The sequence below is a fragment of the Paraglaciecola sp. genome (assembly GCF_051252315.1).
GTDB lineage: Bacteria > Pseudomonadota > Gammaproteobacteria > Enterobacterales > Alteromonadaceae > Paraglaciecola.
On sequence record NZ_JBPOFP010000219.1, the window covers coordinates 1 to 3229 of the forward strand.

Annotated in this window: 3 protein-coding genes; 2 read left to right on the forward strand and 1 reads right to left on the reverse strand. The window is 34.2% G+C overall.

Annotated features, from left to right (window positions below):
* Positions 1-1118: tetratricopeptide repeat protein (locus ACSHXM_RS21360; RefSeq protein ID WP_435692367.1), on the forward strand; the 1118-nt coding region annotated here is incomplete at its 5' end.
* Positions 1119-1210: 92 nt separating this feature from the next.
* Positions 1211-2083 (forward strand): cupin-like domain-containing protein, encoded by an 873-nt coding sequence (locus tag ACSHXM_RS21365; RefSeq protein WP_435692369.1) that lies wholly within the window; start codon positions 1211-1213, stop codon positions 2081-2083.
* Positions 2084-2128: 45 nt separating this feature from the next.
* On the opposite strand, the gene ACSHXM_RS21370 is transcribed toward ACSHXM_RS21365, so the two are convergent.
* Positions 2129-3229 (reverse strand): glycosyltransferase (locus ACSHXM_RS21370; protein WP_435692371.1); only part of this gene is annotated, 1101 nt, incomplete at its 5' end.

Consider the following 3229-nt stretch of genomic DNA (forward strand, 5'->3'; position numbering starts at 1 on the left):
CTATACATCTCCCCTCTTTGATTACCTATTTTGCACTAGAACACAAAGTAGGTGCGCCAGAAGAAGCAATAAAACCTATTCAAGAAGCCTACAACCTAGAGCCCTCAAATATAAAGTACGCGCTCCATTACGCTAAACTTTTGGAAGTAAGTAAAGAATATGATCAGGCTATTAGTATTTTAAAACAAATTACAGTTTCTAAAACAACACCTGCTCCCTATTGGAGATTACTCATAGACATTTATTTAAAACAATCTAAACCACAGAAAGTTGAAGATTCTTTAATTCAATGGACAAGCACCAATCCGGAAACAGGTGTTGCATGGCGTTATTTAGCAAATTTATATGAAAGCCAAGGAAACGTTAATAAAGCCTTAACACAAGTTAAAAGTGGAATAAAATTCGCAAAAACAGAACGTGACAACTTACTCGTATTAGAGATTCAACACCTTATCTATTTGAATAAAATCAAGGAAGGTAGAGAATCATTAAATCTGCTTGCAAACCAATACGAGGCAGATAACCCAGTGATAAACCTTTTAGAGGGACAACTTTTTACTTTGGAAAACAAATGTAAGCAAGCATTGCCCCTATTAGAGAATAACTATCATTTTAAACCAAGTGTAAAAGTGCTTAAACTCGTACTAAATTGCAACGTTAAACTTAATCATATAGAAGAAGCTGTAACCTTTACTAAAAACCACCTTAAAAGCTTCCCAAAAGACAACACAGCTCGATTATATCTAGCAGGTCTAGTTATGAAAAATGACAAGCCTTACGCTGAAGAAATTTATAAAAGAATCTTAGAGACTGATGAATTAAATAGGATAGCATTAAATAATTTGGCAGCTGTCATGCAAGAACAAGGGCGCTCTTCGGAAGCAGTTGAAATTACTAGTAATGCTCTTAAATTAGCCCCAGATGAGCCTTATTTACTGGAAATTCACGCAAGTGCTTTGTTAAAAAACAATCAAACAGACGAAGCTATTTCAGCTTATGCAAAAGCATACAATGCGAGTAATAAATCTAAAAAATATGCTCAATTTTATGTAGACGCACTTCGTAAAACAGGTAATGAAGCTGTGGCCAATAAAATTAGTCAAGACGCTGGAATTTAATCTATTAATTGACTATTTAAAGTAGATTAACTTTAAATAGTCTTTTTGAATTGGATCATTCGGTTAAAAGACAACGCTGGAAGGTAATAGCCATGAAACTAAGCATAGATAGAATTCCATTTAGTGATTTGAATTTTGAAAGTTATTTTGAAAAATATATTACGACACAAACACCTGTTGTTGTAGAAGGTGTATTTGCTTTTGATAGCCAGAAGATTACCCCTGAATACGTCAAACAAAAGTTCTATAGTGAAGAAAAGAAATCCCTTGGTTGGTTTGATTCAGAGCTCGTAGACAACGATATAATCACCATACCTGAATTTGTTAAGGATATTCTTAATAAAGATGAATTCTCGGTTAGAGAGTTTCCTATGCGTGTTTTTATGCAACCAGGTGGGCATGTCACCCTGCCCCATTACGATGGAAATAGTTTACACGGTTTAAACCTACAAGTATTAGGCGAGAAAAGGTGGATTTTAACTTCGCCTAATACCCCATTGCCATGCACCCCATTTATGTTTGCAGGACTAGTTGGAAACAACTTTAAGTACACACCTGAAAAGTACGATTTTTATGATTTTAATACCAAACCGGGTGATCTCGTATTTATTCCTAGATATTACTTTCACGAAGTCCATTCTTTAGGAAAAGTAAATTTAAACAATAATTGGGTTTTTACTCCAACTACACCTGACGAATCTACGGCTTTAGGCCGACGTGAAGTTGAAATAGTAAAACTTCGAAAAACTTGGCCTTTTGTTAATAAGGCGTTTTTTCCAGATGAATTCTCTAGTTATGGTGGGCAAGGCAAAGAACTAATCGACGCTTACAGTAATGATGTAAGTTTTTTCAGAATGGTTAGTAGATTTTTAAAAGAACTAGCAGGGTATCCAAAACTTATTATGCTTGCCAAACAAATAAAAAGCAGAGCAAACGACTTTTCCAAAAATAATTTTAATGTATAAGATTATAGAGGCGATTTAACGCCTCTTAGTTGTATTAGTTCAAACTTAAATGACCTCATAAACCTGCATGTAAGTTTTAGTCATTTGAGCCAGACTATACTTAGTAGAAACCAAGTCAAAAGCTGCACTTGTTTTTTCTTCAAACTTTTCAGGCGCTAAAAACAAATCAATAAAACATTCCGCGAGTAACTCCACGTTTGAAGCTGGAACAAAAGTGACTTCATCATCAGAAATAAAATGCCTAATTCCACCAACGTCAGTTGTCACTACTGGCACTTTACTGGCCATGGATTCTAAAATAGTCATAGGCATAGCTTCATAATTAGAAGAAAGGACAAAGGCGTCTGCCTGTGAAAGTATTTCCGCTATATCATCACGATAGCCTAATAACTCAACAAAGGATTGTAGATTGAGTTCTTTTATTTGACTCTCAAGCTCATGCCTAATTGGACCATCACCAGCAATTTGTAATTTAGTTTGTTTAAGCGCCGGGCATTTGTTCAAGGCAAAATGATAGGCGTTAAGCATTAATGCCTGATTTTTTACAGGATCCAATCGACCTACGGTACAAAATTTAAAACAATTTTCATCTTTATTAGACTTTTTATAATTGTCTAATGCGACACCGTTTTGAATGATTCGAATTGATTTAGATTTAATTTTAATTGAGTCTTTAACCCAAGAATACAGATCTTTGGAAACGACTATGTACTCATCAATAAAACCTGACATAAACTTTCGAACAAAATTATTACGACTATTTTGCCCTTTAGAATCATCTCCACCTCTTCCATGATCACTGTGGACTAACCATTTGATACCAGACAAAGCAGCAATCATTTGATATTCAATAACGCCAAAGTTATAAGTATTTAATACATCGGGTTTAATTTTTTTAAATAACTTAAATAATCGCCAATGACACATTAAATCTTTACCCGGCTTTTTATCTACACAATACACCTTAACGTCAGATTCAATTAAATCAATTAACTCGTATTCAGGTGTTAATGTGACAATAATATGTTCACAATCGTAATCAGAACTAGCGTTAATTAAATTAACAATCACTTTTTCTAATCCACCACACCCCATGCTATACACGAGATGTACGATTTTTTTACTCATAAATACACCCAAAGAGAA

Excerpts from the sequence above, each read along its gene's own strand:
- ACSHXM_RS21365 (WP_435692369.1), top strand. The coding sequence starts at position 1,211 with ATGAAACTAAGCATAGATAGAATTCCATTTAGTGATTTGAATTTTGAA.